At 70.9% G+C, this 577-nt stretch carries 1 protein-coding gene; it reads right to left on the minus strand.

The genetic code is table 11. The annotated features are described in order from the left end of the window. Positions 1-577: Flp pilus assembly complex ATPase component TadA (tadA, locus tag KDM41_18700; protein ID MCB1185454.1), on the minus strand; the 577-nt coding region annotated here is incomplete at both ends.

Below are 577 nucleotides of genomic sequence, written 5' to 3' on the forward strand. Positions count from 1 at the left end.
CAGCCGCTGCGCGATGACCGCGGTCAGCTCGTTTGCGATCGAGTTGGCGTTCATGCCGAGGTCGGTCAGCCGCTGCACCGCGTCCACGGTGTCGTTGCTGTGCAGCGTCGCCAGCACGAGGTGCCCCGTCTGCGCCGCGCGGATCGCCTCGAGCGCCGTCTCGGCGTCGCGGACCTCACCGACCAGGATCACGTCCGGGTCCTGCCGCACGAACGCGCGCACCGCCTCCGCGAAGCGGAACCCCACGGCCGCGTTGACCTGCGTCTGCTGCACGCCATCGAGCGAGAACTCGATCGGGTCCTCGATGGTGATCACCTTGCGCGACGTGTCCTTGGCGAGCAGCTGCAGGCCGGCGTAGAGCGTCGTGGACTTGCCGGAGCCGGTCGCGCCGACGACGAGGATGAGGCCCTGCGGGTCCTGCAGCAGGCGCCGGTAGCGGTCGGCGACCTGCGGCTCGAAGCCGAGCTCCTCGATGGTCGGCGCGCGGCGGTCCTGCGGCAGGATGCGGATGACGACGCTCTCGCTGTACAGCGTCGGCTGCGTCTGCACCCGCAGGTCCAGCATCTGGCCGCCCACG

It is taken from the genome of bacterium (genome assembly GCA_020440705.1).
Lineage (GTDB): Bacteria > Krumholzibacteriota > Krumholzibacteriia > LZORAL124-64-63 > LZORAL124-64-63 > JAGRNP01.